Source organism: Rhodococcus sp. DN22 (assembly GCF_036669995.1).
Taxonomy (GTDB): Bacteria; Actinomycetota; Actinomycetes; order Mycobacteriales; family Mycobacteriaceae; genus Rhodococcus_F; species Rhodococcus_F erythropolis.
The window spans coordinates 4,820,922-4,836,399 of sequence record NZ_CP133326.1 but is presented as its reverse complement, the minus strand read 5'-3'; the positions used below and the strand labels follow the sequence as shown (position 1 = coordinate 4,836,399).

The window sequence follows — 15,478 nt, the reverse complement described above, 5'->3', positions numbered from 1 at the left end:
TGTAGGGGAGAGTCCCACCTGGTGCACTCGGCAGGATTCGAACCTGCGACCCTTCCTTTAGTGGCAAACCGTTGACGCGGATTGATGTGATGATCGAGGTTTTCAATATAAGGCCAGGTGTGTAATGGTTTCTCGTGATCTGCGTCGACCGGCGTTGACGGGCATTGATGTCAAAACTCTGTCATATTCGTCGAATAAACGATGAGCAAAACAGGTTGCTTGCAGTATCGAGTTTCATTGGCGCGCAGTGCGTCGCACACGTAACGTGAGCATCATTGATGCCACCACCGCAGTACTGGAGTTAGTCGCGATGCCAACCTCGAAAAATATCGTCGATACCCGTCTTTTGGGCTTCATATCCACGGCATGGCTGATGCTGCTTGCCGAGACCATTTGTCGTCGCTGTCATACGATTTCAGCTTCCTGGTGGCAGGTTTGCTGAGCGGATACCTGTTCGTGATGGTGAAGGACTGGCAGCAGCATCGTCGCCGCTCAGCATGACCCAGAGCACGTTCCGACCGTAAGGTCTGGTACCTATTGCTGATGGGATTCGTGCCGTTGATGAGTGTGTGTGGAGTCGTGCATTGGTTGCAAAGGTCTGAGCAGCTCTCAACTGTCAGCTCCGGAGGAATGATCTAATGGCTGCTCGAACTCGACAGCCCGGTATTGAAATACTTTCACACACTTCAATCAGCGACGCATTTGCTGGGACGAATGACACTTGGTGGGGTACGGCCCGAGTTCACGTAAAAGCGCAAGACGGCGACACCCCTCATGTGCTCGCGAATGAGCTCATCTGTGCACGATTGGCAGCGGCGATGGGTCTTCCTGTGTTGCCAGGCGAGATAGCCGTTCATCCTGACAAACGACGCTGCTGGATCACTCCACAAATCCGTGTAGACGACACTTCGCTTCCGCCGCCCGAAGCGTCGCAAGTTCTACGTGAGCAGCCTATTGTGTCTGCCGGGATGCTGGCCTTCGACTACTGGGTGCGGAACGAAGACCGGCACGCTGGAAATGTGCTGTTTGACCCCAGGTTGGGTATCTGGCTGATTGACCACGAATCGGCGCTGGCTGGTCGGTCCGGTGAAGGGATGGACAGCCTTTCATCCGGTGCCAAGGCGACCCTCTCTTACCACATGTTTAAAGACGAAATCGATACCAGCAGTGAGGGAGTCGATCCCTCACACCTCAATTTGTGGGTTACCAGAATTCGTGCACTGCCTGTGGCCGTGATCGACGCGGCGCTGGATGAGGCATGCGATCGTGGTCTGATCCCGAGATCGTGTCAGAAGGGTCTGAAAGCATTCCTCTTGGCGCGTCGAACGCATCTCGGTACGCTGCTGGCTGGGGCAACTTCTGAGCCAGAACAACTCGAACTCATTGCAGGAGAAGCGGAGGGAAGCTGATGGAGGCCACGTGGCACCTGATTCAGTACACCGCTGATCTCCGGAAGAAGGAACCTAGAAACATAGGTGTCATCACGGAGGTAGCTGACAGTTGGGCAATCAAGCTGTTCGCGGTCGATGACCAAGGTGAGGTCAACGGTCGTGTCTTGCGTCGCTTTCAGCTTTCAAAGGACGGGTATCGAAACTGGGTTGATTACTACCGTCGTCTGATTCTGGCAGGTGCGTTGGATACCGTCGCTCACAATCAATCTCGAAGGCCCACGGAGTTCAGCCTGGTCCAAGGTGGGTATATAAACACGTACCAATCAGCGGAGGATCTGGCGCAACGACTCTACGGTGAGTTGGTGTCTGACGAAGGCACGCAATCCGAACCTCGCGCTAAGGTCCTGCTCCGGAGTGTGGAGACCACGCTCAGTATTGCCGGGATCAGTCCCATTCCCGATGTGTCGGTTCCGGCCAGTTGGGGTGGAGGCGTCGCTGGAAAGGATGACGATGTGTCCTTCGACTATTCGTTTGACAACGGTCAAGCGCACCTCATGGACAGACTGCAGTTACACCAACCCTCGGTGAGCACCGCTCAGATGGTCGCGCGAGATTTTAATGCCCGAGTTTCAGCGGTGCGAGCGGCAAACGCGGGGAAGAGCTTCGTCGCCTTCTATTCGGGCGAAGCGGTTGAGGATATGGGAACCGATGCGATCTTGACTCCAATATTCAAGGTGGCACACATGATTGACGTCGATGAGATTGAAACTGCAGCGTCCACCCTGCAGGAAATTATCGGAGTAACGGCATAGTAATCCAATGATGTAATGCTCCTACTTCTATTTCCGAGGCCGGGGTTTGTCATGCGAGCGCCATGGCTGGGGCAGCGTTTCACGCATGATCTGTTTGTTCCGGTAAGGGTTGTTCGTAGTGTTCCCTGGCCGCAGTCTGCTGTGTGCAGTTGCAGTGCCAGTGGCCGCCTCGCTTCCTATCCTCTGAATGGTGCGTCAGATAGTCGAACTTCGGTGTCCGGGGAGCCAATCTGACGGAGCAATCTCTGGACAGATTTCTTCCTAAGTTCGCGATGGCTGCCAGGGCCAATGACAATTTCGCTGACTGTGGGTTTTCCTTCATAGGTAATTGGAAAGTGCAACTTCTTGTAGGGGATGAGTCCGATCTGCCCAGCGCGGAACTCGCAACCAGATTTCGCAGAGTCGCTCACAATGAACCGTCGCTCCGCCTCTTCCTTGAATGCCTGGTGCTTGACGCGGGTCAACCAGGTTGCACACACCGAGCGAAATGTATCGGGCCAAGTGAGCGTTTTCTTACCTGCAGCCACCAGTTCTAGATCGTCGGCCGTTTCTTGCGCACATTCCTTCATGAACTTGGTGGCCTCCATGGCGCCGTATTTGACGTCGTGAGGCGCTTCGTACAGCTGAGTCAGTGCTAAGTGCGGGTACGTCAGAATCAAAGAGGGATGCACCTCGCAGAATTTCGGGAGAGCTTCGCGGCGAAAGCCGATAGCGTATCCGCCACCACCGTCACCATATCCGCGCCACTGGCTGAGGAGGTCTGGAGATTCGCAGAAGCAAGCGACATAAGGAGTCTCCTTGCCCGCGTTCTTGTGCGATGTCATGTCGAATCGCTTCTCGCGAACATCGGAAGCGAGTTCACGTAGCCTGTCCGCGACAGCGGGAGTGCGGTCGGCTGTATCTGCTTGAGCGTCCAAGCTTTCAGCCAGGATCGGAATTCCGAACTCGATCTCCTCCGAGTCGTTCAAATAGCGAGCATCAGTTGCCCACATCACACCAAATCTGGTTTCGCTCGTGAATTTTGAGAGGGTGTTCTTTTCTACGCCCGGAAAGGCCATCGGATTGCCGAGGATTCCGAGTAGACCGGCGGAATCTGTGTAGTGATAGAGCGGTGCGGGCTCAGGCGTCGTCATATCGGTGAATGTACAGAACCGTACGTAGCATCCGTGTTTGCGCCTGGGCTATTCGGAAATATCCTGCCTCAAGAAGTTGTCTGGCCCGTATGCAGGCCATCCGCTACGCCTGACTCGTCCAATGCCGAGAAGCCCCACTCATATGTGAGAGTATGCGTTTTTGCTATCTCCCGCGTGATGGTTGCGGCGTCGGATTGAAGCACGGTGGTGTCCGTACGGTCTCGCCGCATCATCTGCAGAAATGCGTCCGAGGTCCACGTGCAGAGCAATGAGACATAGGACAGACCGGTCTGGTTTGATTTAGAGATGAAACGTCTCGTGCTCGTCCTGGCGCTGGCCGCTCTCGCGGTATCGGCCTGCTCTTCAGAAGATGAATCGTCTCCCGTCCAAGCGTCAAGTACGCCGTCGATTGCAGCGACGACAAGCACAACATCGCCACCTCCGGCGACGATCACGCCTACGGAGTCGTCCTCGCCGATTTCGATCGAGCCGACGTTCGAAGAGTCGGTTTACGCGACCACGCAAGCCATCGCGTACGTAGATCTCGGTGACTACTGCTCCACTCGCGGCGCTTCCGCGACGACAGCATCGGGATTGACTGCGTACTGCTCGCGCTTGGCGGGGACTGATGCCTGGATTTGGTCCACGACCCAGGGCGTTGCCCCCAATGCCGCGTTGGAGACGACATACGTTGAGCGTCCGCGGGTATATCCGACCGAGGACGAGTCTTTCATCCAAACCTGCATGGTTAAGTCCGGGGCGTCGCGTGAGGCATGCATCGCCAATATTCAAGCCGGAATTGATGCTGGCAATATCCGCGTCAATTAACTCAATTCACGGCAGCAGGCCCGCAACTTCGCACCGTTGGGGCTTCGTCATGCTCGTGGTCTCATTGCAGGCCATGCAGCAGCGCGTGCGATGCCCGTCATGGGCTGCGGTGCTGTGCCCGCGGACCATCAATTCGTCGCGACCGGTCCGTCTGGTTTGATTCTTCACATGAAACGAACCTTTGCTGCGCTCTTGGTGCCAGCTGCATTTCTACTTGTTGCGTGTGGCGGCTCAGCCAGCTCGTCAAAGACTACGAATACGTCGACGGCGAGTGCGACCACTGTGGCAGCAACAAGTGCAGCCGCAGCCGCGACATGCCCCAACCCCGTACCGATCGCCGACCCCGCTTTCGCTGCTGCCGTTAGCGCAGTACCGCTGCCTGGCGGCGCGACGGTGACCACGGGTCGGTTGAGCAAGGACAGTGACCATCCAGGCATGCAGGCTGCCGCGATCGACATTTGCGCTCCCTCGGTGAAGACCCCGGACGATCTTCGACCGATCGCGACGGCCTACGCGAAGGCCCTCAAAGCCTCGCCGCTGGGTGAGCAACTGTTTGCCGTCTACGTTGCGAGCTACCAGGTTGCCGGCAAAGACGTGAAGAACGAAGTGAAGATCAAAGATCCTGATTTTCAGCTGCATCTCTGGAACGGGAAACCCTCCGCAGCAGCAGAGTTGAAGACCTGGGAGGTCGTCGTCGGCTAAGTCGTCCATTGGACGAGTGGGAGGCTTCCGGTCCAGTTGTAAACAGATACCCTAGCCAAACCCGTCGCGGTCTTCGTTCTCGCAACAATTGGGCCTGGCGATTTCGAGATTGACAGACAAGGCATTTGGTCCCTATTTCAGTTGAAGCGCCCCAATCTCTAGACCATACCAATCGTACTGTTTTAAGGTCGAGTTGTGGGGTTGGACACGAGGGGTCTGCTCGACACGGAAAGTGGGTCTTCGTGTCGTGTGCTCGGCGCGGGAGGCGTGCGGAACCCTCGACTGGGTTATCTGGCCGGGGGTTTCATTTCGATATCGCGTGGTTCAGCGGCGGACCCGGCGGTGGTCACACCACTGCAACCCTGCCGTCGGGGAACCAAGATCGAGATGATCGTTCGGGTGGTTCGGCGGCTTGAGGAAGAAGATAGGCATGTCGATCCTTCGGGATGAAGTCTGATCTCGCCGAGGTGCTCAGCGGAGAATCGAATCAGTGTGGCTCTGGACTCGATAACTCGAACCTATCGATCGCCGAGATCCGTGTCCAGCCACTTTGGACGCTAAATCCTTTGTATGACACTATTATTCGTTAACACGCTTGGGAGGTTATGTAATACGTGCAGGCCTGGGGTCATGAAAGTTCGGGGTTCGGCCCGCAGTGTCGCAGCTACTCGTGACCGACATCACGAGCTGGCTTTTTGTGGCGGGCGATTGACTGTTTCGGAACATATGAAAAGACCCTCGACCGTGTAATGGTCGAGGGTCTGGGGACGTGAGCGTCACGCATCCTGTTGGGAGGCCAGCCAGGCATCAACATCTCGCTGCGTGTAGCGGATTGCGCGGTCGAATCGATGGTATCGGGGGCCGACTCCTCGTGCGCGCCAACGACACAAGGTCTCGACCGTAAGTTTCAGTCGTCCTGCCAGATCCTTAGGTGTTAGTAGCGACTCGGTGTCGTTTGCGGTGGAAGGTTTGCGACTCTGATCCGGCATAGTTTCAATTTCCTGGGTAGTGTGTAAACGTAAGATGTTGTAGAACAACAACATTCAAAGATTATTCTACGCTAGGATGATTGCAGGCTGCTGCGATTGATCTGCATTGATGGCAGCTCCGTCCCCCGACTATCTCCGGCACGTGGAAGCATGGAGCCGAGAAACCCCGGCACCTGCGTCAACAGGTCCGGGGCGCGGTCGAACCTTACGAGAGGTCCAACACGTTCAACCCTACTTTGTGTGCGCTCTACGCTGGAACGGTGATTTGAGATGGCGGGGCGTCCTCCGTTGGATATCGGTGCTCATGGCAGCGTCAAGCGGGTTAATAAGGGAGGCGGTGTCTGGCTGGCCAGGTGTCGGTATCGGGCATCAGACGGACGTACGCGCATCGTTGAGCGCCGCTCACCAACGGGCAAATCAGATCGCCACGGCGCAGGAGCGGAGGCAGTCTTGCTCGCCGCGATTGCGGAGCTACAGACCGCTACCGGCGAGGCTGAAAGCGCAACGACTGGCACCACGCGATTGTTCGAGCTGACCGCACGTTGGCTGTCTGACCTCAAGGCTCGCAGTTAGTCTGTCCGGACTGTTGATACCTATCGAGAAATTATTGCCAAGCTCGATGCGAGGTCAGGTGGCCTGCTGATTCGGGAGTGCACTCCTCGTCGGCTGGACAAATTGCTGGTCGAGTTGGCGGAAGCGCACGGGCCGACGACCGCGAAGCAGGCGAAGTCGGTCCTGTCGGGTGTTTTCGTTTTGGCTATTCGTGATGGTGCGGTAAACCGAGATCCGATGAGGGATGTCGGGCCGGTGCGTTTCCCTTCAAAAGCCGCGGAAGCTCCGAACAAGCGCCGCTCATTGATGCCCGAGGAATTAGCGGCGCTACTTCACGGCGTGAAAACATCGCAGCTTCCCTTGCCCCTGGAGACTCGCGGCAAGAAGAAGGTAGCTACCGAGACGACGCGAACGGTCTCTGAGTGGGCTAGGGCTGTCGATTTGGTGGACCCAGTCCTCCTGCTGGCAGGCACGGGTCTGCGCCGCTCCGAGATGCTTGGTCTTCGATGGCAGGACTATGACACCGAGGCAGGGACGATTGCGGTCACCGGGCGGGTGGTGCGGGGGAAAGGAGTTGGCTCAATTCGCGAGTCCGTCACCAAGTCTGCGACCTCCCGGCGCGTGATCGCGCTGCCTGGGTTTGTCGTTGAGATGCTGAATCGCCGTGCCGATGAGTTTCATCCGAGCGAAAGTGGGTTGATTTTTCCCTCCGCGGTCGGAACCGAGAGAGATCCTGATAACTTTTCCGGTCAATTTGCTCGGGTGCGCGGTGTGCTCGGGTTTGAATGGGTTGCATCGCACTCATTCCGGCGCACAGTTGCCACGCTCGCAGACGAGGCCGGGCTGTCCGCTCGGGTCGGTGCAGATCACCTTGGGCATGCCAAGGTTTCGATGACCTCGGACCACTATTTCGATCGCGGAAGGACGCATTCGGCAGTTGCAGATGTGCTTGATATCGCCGTCCGTCCGAGTGCCGACGAGGCAGCGCAGAATAAGTGGTCCGCGCCATAAACGATGAATAAGCGATGGTTTCGGCTCCTAAAGTCTCGCTCGTTTCGAGGCTTTAGGGCTTCTACCAGCAACTTTGGTGCCCTCGGCAGGATTCGAACCTGCGACCCTTCCTTTAGGAGAGGAATGCTCTATCCCCTGAGCTACGAGGGCGGGGAGCGTACCGACAAGCACTGAAAACCCTGTGCTGCCGGGGTTTTCGCTTCTCGATACTGCTGTTGCGTCCGCTCGACCTGTCGGCACGAAGCCTCGGGCGTCACAGCTGCGCTAGTCAGTGTAGCGGCCCGCCGACGAGGTCGCGAAGTCGACGGTATCGCCGGGTGCAAGCAGGAGCCGAACCGATCGCACTGATCGCAATGGTGTTCACCGCGGAGCAGGCACGGCATCGTGCGGGAATGCCCCGCAGAATCCGATTCAACGCCTTTGCCATGAACTGCGTCGCCCACCAATCACCAGGTCTGTGGCGCCACCCGGAGGACCAGTCGTCCAGGTACACGGATCTGAGGTACTGGACGGAATTGGCGAAGCTCCTCGAGCGTGGACGATTCGACGGGCTGTTCCTGGCCGACGTGTTGGGAACGTACGACGTGTACGGCGGCAATCACGACGCAGCGCTGCGGCAGGGCGCGCAGGTACCGGTCTCGGACCCGCTACTGCTGGCGTCGGCGATGGCTGCCGTGACCGAGCACTTGGGCTTCGGGATCACCGCAGGTACAGCTTTCGAGCATCCCTACCCGTTCGCTCGGCGCTTGAGCACCCTCGACCACCTGACGAACGGGCGAATCGGGTGGAACGTGGTCACCGGATACCTCCCCTCGGCCGCACGGAACATGGGCGAGGACGACCAACTCCAGCACGACGATCGCTACGACCACGCGGACGAGTACCTCGAAGTTCTCTACAAGTTGTGGGAAACGTCGTGGGAAGACGACGCGGTGGTGCGTGACAGAACCACCGGGGTCTACACAGACCCCGCCAAGGTTCATCCGATCGAGCACGAAGGCAAGCACTTCACCGTTCCGGGCATCCACATCTCCGAACCTTCTCCGCAGCGGACGCCGGTCATCTTCCAGGCCGGCGCGTCGCCTCGCGGGGTTCGGTTCGCCGCCGAGAATGCCGAAGCAATTTTTGTCGGTGCACCGACAAAGGCGATTCTCAAAGACACCGTTGCCCGAATCCGAAACGAACTGACGAAGGTCGGGCGAGATCCGTACTCGGCCCGCATCTACACACTGTTGACGATCATCACCGACCGAACCCCTGAGTTGGCCCAGGCGAAGCTCGAGGACTACCGCAGCTACGCGAGTAGTGAAGGCGCGCTCGTTTTCACCTCGGGGTGGATGGGAATCGACCTCTCCGGATACCGAGCGGACGAGCCGATCGGGAACGTCGAGAGCAATGCCATTCAATCCGCGGTCGCATCGTTTCGTCAGGCCGACGAGAAGGGCGGCGAATGGACGGTGGGGGACATCGCGGAGTGGGCGGGCATCGGCGGGCTCGGCCCGATCGTTGTCGGTTCCGGCGCGGAGGTCGCCGACGAGTTGCAGGAGTGGGTGTCCGAGACCGACGTCGACGGTTTCAATCTCGCGTACGCGGTGACTCCCGGAACCTTCGAAGACATTGTGGAGCATGTGATTCCGGAGCTGACCAAACGAGGTGCCTACCAGGACGACTACGATGAGGGAACGCTGCGCAACAAACTGTTCGGGCGAGGGGACAGGCTGCCGCTCGAACACCGAGGCCGGAGCTTCGACCGGATCCGCACTGCCGGCTGAGCGGGGACCTCAGGACCAACCGGACCCGGGTACGTGAACCGAGGTGGTGAGGTCGACGGCCTCGATGTCCGAAGACCTCAACTCTTCACCACACACACTGCAACCCAAGCGCGCTTCGAACCGTTTACCGCAGGCCTTGTGATGGAGAACGATGTCCGGGCCGTCCGCGGATCTGAACCAACGCTGACCCCAGGAGATCATGCACATCACCACGGGGAAATACGCCGTGCCCTTGGCGGTGAGTCGATACTCCGACCACTGTGGGCGACCCGGAAGCGGACGCGTTTCCATTACACCGATCTCGGTGAGGTGCTTCAAGCGATCCGCGACTATTGCCGGTGGTGCACCGGTGATCTCGGCGAACTCCCCGTAGCGGCGAGCGCCTCGGAAAGCTGCACCGATGATCGCCGCTGACCAGCGATTGCCGACAAGTTCCATCGTGTGAGCCAGAATTTCCGGACGGCGTTCGGACTTGGTGGAGCGTCGCCGCGATGTTGCTTCCGGGACACTGCGTGAGAAGTCCCCACTCGGACCCATTTGGGAGTCCAGGGATCGTACGTCCACGTCCTCGCCGCACTCCTTGCAGCGCAGGATCGGGGTGAAGTCGTTTCCGCAGGTGCTGTGCCGCAGTGGTGGAAGCGGCTGGGTTTCATTGGGCGCCCACTGCTTCTCCCACGACCACATGGTGATGAGGACGGGCCAGATCGACTGCCCTTTGCGGGTGACCGAGTATTCGTGCCTGGGCGGGTTCTGCTGATACTCACGACGCTCGAGCATTCCGCCGGCCGTCAGGACCGCCAACCGTGAGGACAAGACGGAGTTGGAGATTCCCCCGAGGGCGAGCCAGTCGTTGTATCGCCGCGACCCCAACAGGGCGAATCGCAGAATCCAGAGGTTCCACTCGTCCCCCAACAACCCGAGCGTGACGGCCAGTGCGTTCGGACCGCCGGCAGGCAACTCGGTGACGCCCGCCGACGCGGTGGGTGTCGAAGATCCGGCTGCATTCACTCGTACCACCCCGAAATCATAGGCCGCGAACCCTGCGGCACCGCGAGACCGTACCGAATGGTCTGCGGAAAGAGTCGGGAATCACTCGGTGCGGGCAATGAGTAACGCTTCCTGAGTGATCTGGCAGATCTGGAGTCCGGATCGATCGAAGGCCGCCGCATTCACGACTGCTCTGCCGGCGTGAGCTGTGGGGGTCGCGTGCTCGAAGAGCAGCCACTCGTCCGCTCGCACAGGGCGTTGAAACCACATCGTGTGATCGAGGGACACACCAGTCCAGTCCGTGTCGAGCGAGTGCTCCTGCCCGATGTCGTAGCCGTGCGGAGTCAGTGCGGTTGCCATCAGCATCAGATCACTGGCATAAGCGAGAGCAGCCACGTGAATCAGTGGATCGTCGCTCAGCCGCTGAGCCGAACGCATCCAGATGTTGCGCGGAGGCGCCGCCGAATGCGCGGTGGGGGAGTGCGAATCAAGGGGGAAAACACGAATCTCGATGGCGGAGAACTCCTCCCACACCTCACCCAACCCACCGTCTGCCTCGGCCAACTCTTGCAACGTCACGCACTCAGTGGGCGGGAGTGCGGTAGGTACTGCGCGACTGTGAGTGATGCCCTCGTCGATCGAGGAGGCAGAGACCGTGGAACGGCAGACGAGTCGTCCGTCCTGGTGGACGTCGACGCCTCTGGTGGACAGGCGTTTTCCGTCGCGAAGTCGATCTACCGAGAACTCGGTTGCATGCTCCGTCGATCCCGGGCGAAGGAAGTGGGTGTGGACGGAACTGATCGCTTTGCCGTCGGTAACCGTGTGCCCGGCTGCGAGAATCGACTGGGCTACCAGTTGGCCGCCGAACAGCTGAGGCAGCCGAACACCGTCGTTCGACCCTTGCCACCGGTCCGGGCCGGTCGATTCCAGATCGAAGACGTCGGCGAGACCACTCGTGGGGGCGCTCACGACGCGTGGTTTCGTGCCGGACGGGGTGGACGAGGTAAGAATCCGCTGGTCCGGGCGACGTAGTCGTCGTAGGCCTGCCCCTTGCTCTTGCGCATGCCGCGTTCGAGAAGGGCCTTACCGCTGTAGCTCACCAGCAGTTTGATCATGACGATCGGAGAGACGATCGTGATCAGCGCCAATGGATCACCAAGCGCGAGGATGAACAGTCCGACCCAGACGCATGCATCACCGAAGTAGTTGGGATGGCGGGTCCAGGCCCAGAGTCCACGATCCATCACCATTCCCGAATTGGCCGGATCTGCCTTGAATCGGGAAAGTTGGTAGTCACCAACCGATTCGAATACGAAGCCGACGGTCCAGACTGCGATACCGATCGCGCTGAGGACTCCGAGGGCGCGAAACTCGTACATCGCGAACTGGACGGGCAGCGACACCACGAGAATGAGAACGCCCTGGAGGCCGTAGATTTTGCGAATCAGGAACGGAACCAGCGGTCCCTGTTGATGTTTGAGTAGGGCAGTGTAGCGCTTGTCCTGCCCGTGCCCACGGTTTCGGAAGCCGATGTAGAGGCCGCGTCGCATTCCCCACACCACGGTCAGAGCCAGCACGACGAGGCGACGCAGATCGTTGCCGTCCGACCCGATGGACGTCAGGTACGAGACGACGGCGACGACGGCGAAGCCAGGCCCCCAGCAGATGTCGATGATCGAGTGATTGTTCATCCGGATGGCTACGGCCATCACGACTGCGATGAAGACGAGGACGGCGAGTGCGCTCACACCGAAGTTCAGTGCAAGATCGCCCAGTGGGATGTCGGTCATGCGCGCGCTTTCTGATTGTGGTGGTCGAGCAGTTCGGAAGCGAAGTCCGCGAAGGCTTCCTGTGCGCTCGGATAGGTGTGAGGAGCGCCGAGTCGGCTGTTCACGAGTAGCGCGTCGAGCGCTTTGGTATCGAGTTCTGTGGTGGTGGGCAAGAATTCGGTCGAGCCCTCGACGGCGTCGGCCGAACGCACTCCGTTACCTGCCGTGACGATCACCTGCCCGTTGGTCGTGGACTCGGGATCGACGAGGGCGGTGACCACCGGGGCTACCAGGTCGGCACCCATGATGTCGATGAATCGTGGATCCATTCCGGACTCGGTCATCTGCGTAGTGGCATAGGGCAGTACGACATTGGTGAAGACGTTGCGACTCGCACCTTCGCCGGCTGCGGTGCGTCCCAATGCGATGACTGCTCCCTTGCTGGCGGCGTAGGCGGACACGGTGGGTTCCCCGTGCAGTCCTGCGGTCGAGGCAATCATCACGATGCGCCCGAATCCGGCTTCGCGCATCACTCGGGAGGCTTCGGCGGCGACCAGTGCGGTTCCGACGACGTTAGTCGTGATGACGGTGCTGAGGTTCTCGGCGGTAGTGCGATGAAGCATCTGCGGTCCGCTGACCGCGGCGCTGGTGATGCAGAAATCGAGTCGTCCGAACCGAGTGAGAGCGTCGTCCACCAACTTTCGGCCGACGTCGGGGTCGGTGACGTCGTCGTGGTTGGCGACGGCCTGTCCACCGGTTTCGAGGATTTCGTCGACGACCTGATCTGCAGGGCCTCGGCCGCTCGAATCGAGTGTGCGATTCCGATTGTTGACGATCACCGTGACCCCTCGGCTCGCGAGATGCAGTGCGACGGCACGGCCGAGGCCCTTACCCCCTCCCGTGACGACGGCAACGCGGCCGGAGAGTGAACTGACGGTCATGAGGCGATCCGTTCGACGAGCACCGCGACTCCGACACCGGCGGCGCCGCTGACCGCGGCCACACCGTAGCGTCCGTCGCTCCGTACCAGTTCGTCGACACATGCGCCGACGAGAATTGCTCCGGTGGCGCCGAATGCATGGCCCATCGCCATCGTGCCTCCGTTGGGGTTCATGCGGTCCGGCCCGGCGTCAAGATCGCGGCGGAACCGTAGGCAGAGTGCGGAGAACGCCTCTGCGAACTCGAACACGTCGATGTCCTGTGGACGAAGCCCGGCTCGCGCGATGACTGCCTCCACGGCGCTCTGGCCCGCAGTGAGCATGAGGACCGGATTCACCGAAGTCGAGGCGGATCCGATGATCCGTGCGCGAGGGGTCAAGCCGGCTCTCGCCGCGGCTTTCTCGGATCCGAGGAGTAGGAGCGCTGCCCCGTCGGCCATGGCGGGAGAGGATCCGACGGTGTGCAGGTGTTCGATCTTGCCGACCTCAGGGTAGGCGGCGAGCGCGAGTGCATCCTGACCGGCGGCGCCGAGCCCTTCGAAGGCCGGAGGCAGCGCGGCGAGTCCCTCTGCCGTCGTCTCTGCCCTGACCAGTTCGTCGTGCGCGATTCCGGCTTCACCATTTCTGCCGGGGACAGGCACAACGGACCGCTCGAATGCGCCGTTGCGCCAGGCCTCGGCAGCCTTGTGCTGGGTTTCGACGCCGTACGCATCCAACTCGTCGCGGGAGTACCCCTCGATCGTGGCATTCAAGTCGGCGGCAACACCCATATGGATGGAACCGATCTGCGCGATAGTTGCCGGGTCGGTCCACAGCGGTCCTCGATCACTGAACATCGGAGTCCGGGAGACACTTTCGACGCCACCGGCCACGACGAGGGACACGTCGTCGCCGCGAATGCGGGCCGCGCTCTGGCCGACTGCGTCGACGCCGGATGCGCAGAAACGATTGAGGGTCGCGCCGGGAACGGAATCGCCCCAACCGGCAAGGAGTGCGGCAGTTCTCGCGATGTTCGCGCCCTGCTCGTCCACCTGCGATGCGCAACCGAGAACGACGTCGTCGATCTGTTCTGCGGCGAGGTTCGTTCGACCCTGCAAAGCCTTGGCCAGGTGGACGACAAGATCGACTGGGCTGTGTTCGTGGAGGGCGCCTCGCGCCGATGCTCGACCGCGCGGCGTTCGCACGTAGTCGAGGACAAAAGCATCAGTCATTTTCAACCCTTCAATTAGTAGAGTTACTCTGCTAGTTGTAGTACGGTTGCGGTGAAATTACAACCGCCGTTGCGCGGGTATCTCGGTGACGTCACCGAGGCCGGATCGGCAAGGGGAGAGGTCATGACTGTTTCGAACATTTGGATTCTCGGCGGGTACCAATCCGACTTCGCACGGAACTTCACCCGTGAGGAACTCGATTTCGCGAACCTTGCCGAAGAGGTGGTGAACCACACCCTGGACGCGGCGAAGGTTCCTGCCACCGACATAGAGGTGATCCACGTCGGTAATGCCTTCGGGCAATTGTTTGCCGGCCAAGGTCAGCTGGGCGCGATGCCCGCCACCGTGCATCCAGACCTGTGGGGTGTGCCCTCGTCTCGGCACGAGGCGGCGTGCGCATCGGGCAGTATCGCTGTACTTGCAGCGATGGCAGACCTGCGCGCCGGCAACTACGACGTGGCTCTGGTGATGGGTATCGAACTGGAGAAGACGGTTCCGGGTGATGACGCGGCCGGCCATCTGGGCGCTGCAGCCTGGGTCGGACACGAAGGTCAGGAAGCAAAATTCATGTGGCCGTACATGTTCGACCGTGTGTCGAAGGAGTACGGGCGGCGTTACGGGATCGACGAATCTCACCTTCGCGCGATCTCGCAGATCAACTTCGCAAACGCGAAGAACAACCCCAACGCGCAGACACGCGGTTGGGCGGTGCCCGATCTACTCGGAAATGCGGGTGGTGACGACACCACCAATCCCGTTGTGGAAGGTGGTGTTCGACGATTCGATTGCAGTCAGGTGACCGACGGTGGCGCAGGGGTTGTGCTGGTGACGGACAAGTACCTCCGAGAGCATCCTGATGCCGCGGCGACTCCGCTGGCCCAGATCGCGGGCTGGGGTCACCGGACAGTTGGTTTAGGTCTCGAGCAGAAGCTGGCCCGCGACGCCGATAATCCCTACGTGATGCCACACGTTCGGGATGCGGTGATGGGTGCCTTCTCCCGGGCCGGAGTCGACCTGGCCGGGATAGACGGGATCGAAACACATGATTGTTTCACGGCGAGTGAGTATCTCGCGATCGACCACATCGGTCTGACCGCGCCCGGCGAGTCGTGGAAAGCCATCGAGAGTGGTGACATCGCCATGGGCGGCAAGCTACCGATCAACCCCAGCGGCGGTCTGATCGGCGGTGGTCATCCGGTGGGTGCCAGTGGTGTCCGAATGCTTCTCGACGCGGCCCATCAGGTGACGGGAACGGCCGGCGGTTTCCAAGTCGAGGGTGCGAGCCGCTTTGCGACGCTCAACTTCGGTGGAAGTACGGCCACCACCGTCAGTTTTGTCGTCGACGCAGTTTCCTGAAAGTGCAGCCCAGCCTTTCCCCATCAG

At 60.0% G+C, this 15,478-nt stretch carries 16 protein-coding genes and 1 tRNA gene; 7 read left to right on the top strand and 10 right to left on the bottom strand.

Going from position 1 to position 15,478, the window contains the following annotated elements:
• The first annotated feature begins 265 nt into the window (after positions 1–265).
• From RA302_RS22005 to RA302_RS21995, 3 genes are all read left to right on the top strand, one after another.
• The gene (locus RA302_RS22005; protein ID WP_155277908.1) at positions 266–442 is read left to right on the top strand and encodes a hypothetical protein; all 177 of its coding nucleotides are present in this window, start codon (positions 266–268) and stop codon (positions 440–442) included.
• Between the two features lie 196 nt (positions 443–638).
• Entirely contained in the window at positions 639–1,409 is a 771-nt protein-coding gene (locus RA302_RS22000) for a hypothetical protein (protein WP_155277907.1), read from the top strand.
• Complete coding sequence (locus RA302_RS21995) at positions 1,409–2,203, top strand: hypothetical protein (protein ID WP_030534928.1); 795 nt, start codon at positions 1,409–1,411, stop codon at positions 2,201–2,203. The genes RA302_RS22000 and RA302_RS21995 overlap by 1 nt, the downstream gene beginning before the upstream one ends.
• 176 nt (positions 2,204–2,379) lie before the next feature.
• Here the strand turns inward: RA302_RS21995 and RA302_RS21990 are convergent, their stop codons facing one another.
• The 4 genes from RA302_RS21990 to RA302_RS21975 all read right to left on the bottom strand — a co-directional run bounded on the left by RA302_RS21990 (position 2,380) and on the right by RA302_RS21975 (position 4,622).
• Positions 2,380–3,336 carry a DUF2971 domain-containing protein gene (locus RA302_RS21990; protein WP_030534927.1) on the bottom strand — a complete coding sequence of 319 codons (957 nt, stop codon included), beginning with the start codon at positions 3,334–3,336 and terminating at the stop codon, positions 2,380–2,382.
• Positions 3,337–3,404: 68 nt separating this feature from the next.
• Positions 3,405–3,791: a hypothetical protein gene (locus RA302_RS21985; protein ID WP_030534926.1), complete on the bottom strand. Its 387-nt coding sequence runs from the start codon at positions 3,789–3,791 to the stop codon at positions 3,405–3,407.
• A 96-nt stretch (positions 3,792–3,887) separates the two neighbouring features.
• Positions 3,888–4,070 carry a hypothetical protein gene (locus RA302_RS21980; RefSeq protein ID WP_141751346.1) on the bottom strand — a complete coding sequence of 61 codons (183 nt, stop codon included), beginning with the start codon at positions 4,068–4,070 and terminating at the stop codon, positions 3,888–3,890.
• Between the two features lie 258 nt (positions 4,071–4,328).
• Positions 4,329–4,622 carry a hypothetical protein gene (locus RA302_RS21975; RefSeq protein WP_030534924.1) on the bottom strand — a complete coding sequence of 98 codons (294 nt, stop codon included), beginning with the start codon at positions 4,620–4,622 and terminating at the stop codon, positions 4,329–4,331.
• A 13-nt stretch (positions 4,623–4,635) separates the two neighbouring features.
• Between RA302_RS21975 and RA302_RS21970 the strand changes: the two genes are divergently transcribed.
• Together RA302_RS21970 and RA302_RS21965 are read left to right on the top strand one after the other, a co-directional pair.
• Positions 4,636–4,866, top strand: a complete 231-nt coding sequence (locus RA302_RS21970; protein WP_176741969.1) for a hypothetical protein — start codon at positions 4,636–4,638, stop codon at positions 4,864–4,866.
• 1,664 nt (positions 4,867–6,530) lie between these two features.
• On the top strand, positions 6,531–7,418 hold the full coding sequence (locus RA302_RS21965; protein WP_051720784.1) for a site-specific integrase: 888 nt from the start codon (positions 6,531–6,533) through the stop codon (positions 7,416–7,418).
• Between the two features lie 74 nt (positions 7,419–7,492).
• Here RA302_RS21965 and RA302_RS21960 read toward each other — a convergent pair.
• Positions 7,493–7,568 (bottom strand) — tRNA-Arg (locus RA302_RS21960).
• Between the two features lie 242 nt (positions 7,569–7,810).
• On the opposite strand from RA302_RS21960, the gene RA302_RS21955 reads away from it, so the two are divergent.
• Positions 7,811–9,190 (top strand): LLM class flavin-dependent oxidoreductase, encoded by a 1,380-nt coding sequence (locus RA302_RS21955; RefSeq protein ID WP_030534922.1) that lies wholly within the window; start codon positions 7,811–7,813, stop codon positions 9,188–9,190.
• Between the two features lie 9 nt (positions 9,191–9,199).
• On the opposite strand, the gene RA302_RS21950 is transcribed toward RA302_RS21955, so the two are convergent.
• The 5 genes from RA302_RS21950 to RA302_RS21930 form a co-directional block, all read right to left on the bottom strand.
• Positions 9,200–10,198, bottom strand: coding sequence for a helix-turn-helix domain-containing protein (locus tag RA302_RS21950; protein WP_030534921.1), 999 nt, complete (start codon positions 10,196–10,198; stop codon positions 9,200–9,202).
• 81 nt (positions 10,199–10,279) lie between these two features.
• A complete protein-coding gene (locus RA302_RS21945) occupies positions 10,280–11,146 on the bottom strand; it encodes an acyl-CoA thioesterase domain-containing protein (RefSeq protein ID WP_338477994.1) in 867 nt (288 codons plus the stop codon).
• A complete protein-coding gene (locus RA302_RS21940; RefSeq protein ID WP_338477992.1) occupies positions 11,143–11,967 on the bottom strand; it encodes a DUF1295 domain-containing protein in 825 nt (274 codons plus the stop codon). The genes RA302_RS21945 and RA302_RS21940 overlap by 4 nt, the downstream gene beginning before the upstream one ends.
• Complete coding sequence (locus RA302_RS21935) at positions 11,964–12,887, bottom strand: SDR family NAD(P)-dependent oxidoreductase (protein WP_030534918.1); 924 nt, start codon at positions 12,885–12,887, stop codon at positions 11,964–11,966. The genes RA302_RS21940 and RA302_RS21935 overlap by 4 nt, the downstream gene beginning before the upstream one ends.
• Positions 12,884–14,095, bottom strand: coding sequence for an acetyl-CoA C-acyltransferase (locus tag RA302_RS21930; protein ID WP_030534917.1), 1,212 nt, complete (start codon positions 14,093–14,095; stop codon positions 12,884–12,886). Before RA302_RS21930 ends, RA302_RS21935 begins: the two co-directional genes overlap by 4 nt.
• Before the next feature lie 123 nt (positions 14,096–14,218).
• Between RA302_RS21930 and RA302_RS21925 the strand changes: the two genes are divergently transcribed.
• Positions 14,219–15,451: an acetyl-CoA acetyltransferase gene (locus RA302_RS21925; RefSeq protein ID WP_030534916.1), complete on the top strand. Its 1,233-nt coding sequence runs from the start codon at positions 14,219–14,221 to the stop codon at positions 15,449–15,451.
• Positions 15,452–15,478: the final 27 nt, after the last annotated feature.

Bases quoted from the DNA above. Each gene is read 5' to 3' on its own strand.
- RA302_RS22000 (WP_155277907.1), top strand. From the start codon at position 639: ATGGCTGCTCGAACTCGACAGCCCGGTATTGAAATACTTTCACACACT.
- RA302_RS21995 (WP_030534928.1), top strand. From the start codon at position 1,409: ATGGAGGCCACGTGGCACCTGATTCAGTACACCGCTGATCTCCGGAAG.
- RA302_RS21990 (WP_030534927.1), bottom strand. From the start codon at position 3,336: ATGACGACGCCTGAGCCCGCACCGCTCTATCACTACACAGATTCCGCC.
- RA302_RS21980 (WP_141751346.1), bottom strand. From the start codon at position 4,070: ATGAAAGACTCGTCCTCGGTCGGATATACCCGCGGACGCTCAACGTAT.
- RA302_RS21975 (WP_030534924.1), bottom strand. From the start codon at position 4,622: ATGTCGATCGCGGCAGCCTGCATGCCTGGATGGTCACTGTCCTTGCTC.
- RA302_RS21955 (WP_030534922.1), top strand. From the start codon at position 7,811: ATGCCCCGCAGAATCCGATTCAACGCCTTTGCCATGAACTGCGTCGCC.
- RA302_RS21940 (WP_338477992.1), bottom strand. From the start codon at position 11,967: ATGACCGACATCCCACTGGGCGATCTTGCACTGAACTTCGGTGTGAGC.
- RA302_RS21935 (WP_030534918.1), bottom strand. From the start codon at position 12,887: ATGACCGTCAGTTCACTCTCCGGCCGCGTTGCCGTCGTCACGGGAGGG.
- RA302_RS21930 (WP_030534917.1), bottom strand. From the start codon at position 14,095: ATGACTGATGCTTTTGTCCTCGACTACGTGCGAACGCCGCGCGGTCGA.
- RA302_RS21925 (WP_030534916.1), top strand. From the start codon at position 14,219: ATGACTGTTTCGAACATTTGGATTCTCGGCGGGTACCAATCCGACTTC.